At 37.6% G+C, this 5,986-nt stretch carries 5 protein-coding genes; all 5 read right to left on the bottom strand.

The annotated features are described in order from the left end of the window. On the bottom strand, positions 1-2,798 hold a 2,798-nt coding region (locus SOY52_RS01120; protein ID WP_320847144.1), incomplete at its 3' end, for a molybdopterin-dependent oxidoreductase Mo/Fe-S-binding subunit. After that, positions 2,791-3,492: an FAD binding domain-containing protein gene (locus SOY52_RS01115; RefSeq protein ID WP_320847143.1), complete on the bottom strand. Its 702-nt coding sequence runs from the start codon at positions 3,490-3,492 to the stop codon at positions 2,791-2,793. The genes SOY52_RS01115 and SOY52_RS01120, both read right to left, overlap by 8 nt. A 12-nt stretch (positions 3,493-3,504) precedes the next feature. Beyond that, positions 3,505-4,368: an FAD binding domain-containing protein gene (locus tag SOY52_RS01110; RefSeq protein ID WP_320847142.1), complete on the bottom strand. Its 864-nt coding sequence runs from the start codon at positions 4,366-4,368 to the stop codon at positions 3,505-3,507. After that, the gene (locus SOY52_RS01105) at positions 4,362-4,835 is read right to left on the bottom strand and encodes a (2Fe-2S)-binding protein (RefSeq protein WP_320847141.1); all 474 of its coding nucleotides are present in this window, start codon (positions 4,833-4,835) and stop codon (positions 4,362-4,364) included. Before SOY52_RS01105 ends, SOY52_RS01110 begins: the two co-directional genes overlap by 7 nt. Further along, positions 4,832-5,986: xanthine dehydrogenase family protein molybdopterin-binding subunit (locus SOY52_RS01100; RefSeq protein ID WP_320847140.1), on the bottom strand; the 1,155-nt coding region annotated here is incomplete at its 5' end. The genes SOY52_RS01100 and SOY52_RS01105, both read right to left, overlap by 4 nt.

The raw sequence follows: 5,986 nt of genomic DNA, 5'->3' as shown, positions 1-5,986 counted from the left end.
GCAATAGCCATTGCAATTGCAGGAGCGGCTCCGTTAGTTGCAATTTCACTAATACTCTTAGCACCATATGGTCCATATTGATCATTAATATCAATAAGAACAGCTTTAAAGTCATCTGGAGCTTCACCAATCATAGGTGTTCCGTAATCGGTAAGGTTTGCATTTACGCAAACACCATCTTTATCAAGTACCATACCTTCATAAAGAGTATGACCAATACTCTTCATTGCTGCACCATACATCTGGCAGAGAGCAATTTCAGGGTTAATTGGAGTACCAGCATCTTGAAGGGCATAGAACTTCATAACCTTAACTTCACCTGTTCTCTTATTAACTGCTACCTGTGCAAAGTGAGCACCATAAGGGATAGCATTGTTTGGTGTTACAAAATACCCTGTACCAACTAACTGACCATGACCAGTTCCTGATAGAGTATCATGGCTAAGTTTAGCATATGAGAGAGTTTTACCACTCTTTGTGCTATATACTTCACCAGGACTTCTTAAGATTAAATCTTCTTCAGCTTCTCCCATCTGGAAACTAGCTTCCTTAAGCATCTTCTTTACTAAATCCTCAGTAGCCTTCAAGGTTGCAGATGCTGAGAAATATGTACCACTTGATGCATAAGCGCCAGTATCAAAGAGACAGGAATCTGTATCACCTGAAATAACACTAATTTTGTCTAAGCCAATTTTAGTTTGCTCAGCAACAATTTTTGCAGAAATAGTATCAAGACCAGTACCGATATCAGCTCCACCACTTAATACTAAGAAGGTTCCATCAGTTAAAAGTTTAACCTGGCAGTTAGAATGATCAAGACCTGGAAGGCCAGAACCCTGCTGAATCATAGCAAAGCCCTTACCAATTGACCAATCAGGATCATCTGAGGTCTCTTTCTTTCCCCATTCAATCATCTTAGCCCCTTCTTCAAGTGCTTGCTTAACACCACAAGAGCCAACAGGAACAATTGCACCTTCTCTTCCTTCTCCAAGTCCCTTTAAGATTTCAAGCATATAGCCTTCTTCAACTACATTCTTTTTTGCAACCTCTAATGGATCAAGGCCAAGGCGCCATGAAAGCTCTGCTAAAGCAGACATAATTGCAAAGTAGCCTTTTGGAGCACCATATCCTTGGTATGCACCAGTTGGAGCAATGTTTGTATAATAGGTGTTAAGATCATAGAACATATTCTTAACAGCAAATAGAGGAAGAGTCTTACTTGATGCATTCATTGGTACTGTAAGGCAGTGGTTACCATAAGGACCAGTATTAGCTCTTACATCCATGTAAATTGCCGTAATGGTTCCATCTTTTTTACCACCCATCTTTACTGTTAAGCGCATTGGATGACGAGTTGAGTTTGCAATAAACTCTTCTTTTCTAGTATTTCTGTAGTAAATTGGCTTACCGGTAATATAAGTACAATAACCACAAAGGTCTTCTACTAAGATATCCTGTTTAGAGCCATAGCCACCACCTACACGCTCTTTAATAATGTGAACTTTGTTTTCACTAAGACCACATACTGTTGCAACGATACGTCTTACATGCCAAGGTACTTGAGTTGAAGCATGAAGTGTTAATCTACCATTTTCAATTAATGAATAGCAAACATGTGGTTCAAGTGGAGTACATTGAACTTGGCTTGTTTGGTATGTCTCTTCAACAATAGCATCAGCTTCTTTAAAGCCTTCTTCAAGAGAACCAATACCACCATGTGCTCCAGCTGCAATATTATGTCTGATATCACCATGAAGTGGGAATTGGTAAATAACTTTTCCATCTCTTTCATCGTAAGACTTATTCTGTTCATCAAGATCACTTGGTGCACCAACAACGTATTCAATCTTACCGTTATGAACAAGTGGAGCATTTTCAGCCATTGCTTCTTCAACTGTAAATACAGCAGGAAGAGGTTCGTAAGTTACCTTAATAAGAGCCATTGCCTTTTCACAAGTCTCTTTATCTTTAGCAACAATTGCCGCAACACGATCACCAACGTGACGAACCTTTCTGTTGATTAATTTTCTATCATGAGGGCTTGGTTCAGGGTTTCCTTGGCCTGCTGACATATAATAAACATCTGGAACGTTCTTCCAAGTTAAAATAGTCTCAACACCTTCAAGCTTTTCAGCTTCACTGGTGTCTATATCTGTTACATAAGCCATAGCATATGGGCTTCTTAATACTTCAAGAGCATAAGCATCTTGAGGAACCTTATCCTCTACAAATACCTTTTCACCTCTAACTAAGCTTTCACCATCAATTTTTCCAGTTGGCTTACCAATTACATCAAGATTAGGTCTAAATGAAGGTGATACAGGAGTTTGATAACTTCCTGTTGCTCTCTCTTCTTGTACAAGCTTAACTGCAAGATAGAAGTGTTCATAACCCGCATCACGAATGAATACAGAAGAAAGGGCATCTTTTACATCATCTCTTGTTGCATCAGGCTTGTGAGAAAGCAGATGTGTTAAGATTAATGCAACTGTTGGTGAGTTATAAGCACTTTGAACAACACCTGCTGCTATCATAGCACGCTGTACATCATTTATCTTTCTATTCTTAATTAAGCTTTCAGCTGTAAGTATAACAGCATCTTCTGCCATAAATAGTAAAATGAGGTTTGAAGATCTTACTTCATCATTAAAGATAATACAGTCACTTCCTGCAAAACCTTCTCGATCATCACTATCTCTTACACTATTACATCCTAAAGAGAATAAAACATCTCTTAAAGGAGTCATTAAATCAAGATTTGATGATACTTTCTTTCCATTTAGAGTAAAACTAACCATTTAATGCCTCCTTTAGGATATTATAGTTTTCTTTGATAAGATATTTTTTGTATTCAACGCTACCTGTAATATCTGCTTTGATCTCACCAGCAAGAGCATCCTCTAAACTAGAATATATTGCACCACCTGAAACAGCAGCAAAATAACCTTTTTCACTCATTGCAGATGTTACTGCAGCATGAGTTGAACTTGTAAGAGACTCTCTTTTATTTGCAACTTTAATAAGAGGATTAATTAGAATTCCAACAATAATACAATTACATCCACCTTTAGCTACATATTTCTTTAATGGACAAATCTTTTCCTCGCCTGAGAATACTACAAGCTTAGCATCATATGCTAACAGTGTTGGAATTAAGAAGCTATCACATCTTTTTGCTGCGATGTTTCCACCAATTGTAGCCGCATTTTTTAGTGCACGAGATGCAAGATATTTGCATGCATCCTTAAGTGCTGATGGCACAATTTCAGAATCGATTAATTCTGAAAATGTCATGTTAGAAGAGATAAAAATCTCATCTCCTCTAACTTCAATCTTTTTTTCAATAAGGGATGATACAGGAATAACAGCATCAGCCTTCACACTTGAGCTTAAGCGCAATACTTCTGTACCACCAGAAAGGTATACAGCTTGTGAGCTCTCCTTTTTAGCTTTTACACATTCACAAAGGGATGATGATTTAATTAATTCCATTCTTCCTCCTTTTTACTCAATAATTCTTCCTTCTCCACCTTTACTTACTTCAGAAAGGAAGTACTCTAACATACGAGAAGTAGTATTTCTTCTCCAAGTTGCCATAGCATGAGGAGAAATAGTTTCATCATGAGTTTTGACAATATCTTGAGTCAGAGAATTAATATCTTCTAATTTTTTACCAATTAGTTTAGCTTCATTATCTTTGTTACGTGCAATCTTAGGACCAGCAGCTCCACTTGCAACTCTAAAATCTTTAATAACGCCATCCTCTAGTGTTAATAAAGCAGACATTGAAAGTTTACTAATTGCATTAGCTTTACGTGTTCCAATCTTTCTATAGTAACCATATGTATACTTAACTTCAGGAATACGAACTGCTGTAATAATTTCATCATCTCTTAAATCAGTTTTCTTACTTCCTTTGATGAAGTCATCAACTAAAATCTCTCTTTTAGAAGTAGCACTTTCAAGGATTACTCTTGCATCAAGTAAAATTAAAGGCTGAGGTAAATCACCTTTAGGAGATGCATTACCTAAGTTACCACCAATTGTTGCACTATTTCTTAGAGAGATTGCACCCATTAAGGAAGCAGCTTTTCTAACAAAGTATGGAACATCCTCACACTCTGCAATTTCAGCAGATGTTGTTAATGCGCCAATTACTACAGAACCATCTTCTTCCTTTTTAATACCCTTTAGTTCTTTTAATCCTGAAATAATCATTACAGGGAAAGGGAAAACTGGAACAACACCAGTTCCTCTTCTATATTGAACCATTAAATCAGAACCACCTGCTAATGGCTTAGCATGCACTTCTGCTCTAATTTTTAATGCTTCTTCAAGTGTTGATGGAATATATGTTTCGTTTACCATAAGCCTTCTCCCTTTTTACTTGCAAGCAATATGGATTCAACAATCAAGTCATAACCTGTACAACGACAGATGTTACCACTTATTGCGAGACGAATATCAGCTTCTGTTGGATGAGGATTTTTCATCAATAGAGCCTGTGCAGCAAGAACCATACCTGGAATACAGAATCCACACTGCACAGCGCCACCTTCAGCAAAGCTTTCTACTAAACACTTACCTTGTTCTGTATCACGTAGACCTTCAATTGTAATAATCTCTGATCCACCAACTGCACCTATTGGAATAATGCATGAAGTAACTAATTTTCCATCTTTAATTACTGAACAAGCACCGCACTCACCTTCTCCACAACCTTCCTTTGTACCTGTGATATTAAAATCATCACGAAGTACATCTAAAAGTCTCTTTAATGGGTCCCCATCAAAAGCAACAGGCTTTCCATTTAGTCTGAATTCTATCATGCTCATTTTCTAAGTCCTTCTATATCTTCAACTGGAATAGGTATCTTCTTACAATCGATACCAAGAGCTCTTTCTACAGCATCTACATAGGCTGCATCAGTACCATTAAATACTAATTCACCCATGCCCTTAGCTCCATAAGGGCCCCATGGATAAGGGTTATCAACAAAGAAGTATTCCTGCTTAGGGAAATCCATACTTGTTGGAATAACGTAATCTGACATACTTGACTGCTTGAAGTGTCCATTCTTATTTTCCATCTTTTCCATAGCAGCATAGCCAAGAGATTGCATTACACCACCATTAACCTGTCCATGAACAATTAATTCATCAATTGGCTTACCAATATCATGGCTAGTCCAAATTCCCTTAACTGTTACTTCGTTGGTAAGCTTATCTACTTCAACCTCAACACAAGCAGCACCCCAACCATAACCTAGGTATGCATCACCCTTAAATGTCTTTTGATCCCATGGATGACCATCTGGATGTTCATATTGAACTTCTACCTCAGCATTTTCTTCACCCATCTTCTCTTTCATCAAGAGAGCAGCTCTATATCCAAGATTACCAACAACCATTGTTGATCTTGATGCAGCGGTAGGACCTGAATCAGGAACCATATCTGTGTTCGGAGCATCAAAGATTACATCATCCATTCCAACTTCAAGTGTTGATGCAACAATCTTTCTTAAAGCAGTTCTAAAGCCTTGGCCCATCTCTGTTTGACCACAAAGAACTATAAACTTGTCTCCTTTCTTAACAAGCTTCAATTTAGCTTTAATGATTGCTTGCTCACCATTACCTGTGAATGCACCACCATGGTTGTAGAAACTAATTCCAATACCTTTTCCTGAACCATACCCATATTCTGCACTCTTTCTGAAGTAATCACTTGCACTTGTAATTTGTTCCATCATCTCAGGAAGCTTTACATCTTCTACAATGTGACCTTCTGTAACAGTCTCATCACCCTTCTTTAAGAAATACTTTTTCTTATAAATAGCTGGATCTAAACCAAATTTTCTAGCAATGTGGTTTAAGTGTGTTTCAATTGCAAAAATAGTTTGAGGTGCACCGAAACCTCTGAATGCACAAGATGGGAATGTGTTAGTAGCCATTCCATAACCTTCAATTCTAGTACAAGGGAAGTTATA

Origin of the sequence: Bullifex sp. (assembly GCF_034103065.1) — a bacterium.
Lineage (GTDB): Bacteria > Spirochaetota > Spirochaetia > Sphaerochaetales > Sphaerochaetaceae > Bullifex.
The sequence above is the reverse complement of the archived record's forward strand: the minus strand, read 5'-3'. Positions and strand labels throughout refer to the sequence as shown.

Excerpts from the sequence above, each read along its gene's own strand:
- SOY52_RS01110 (WP_320847142.1), bottom strand. The coding sequence starts at position 4,368 with ATGGTAAACGAAACATATATTCCATCAACACTTGAAGAAGCATTAAAA.
- SOY52_RS01105 (WP_320847141.1), bottom strand. The coding sequence starts at position 4,835 with ATGAGCATGATAGAATTCAGACTAAATGGAAAGCCTGTTGCTTTTGAT.
- SOY52_RS01115 (WP_320847143.1), bottom strand. The coding sequence starts at position 3,492 with ATGGAATTAATTAAATCATCATCCCTTTGTGAATGTGTAAAAGCTAAA.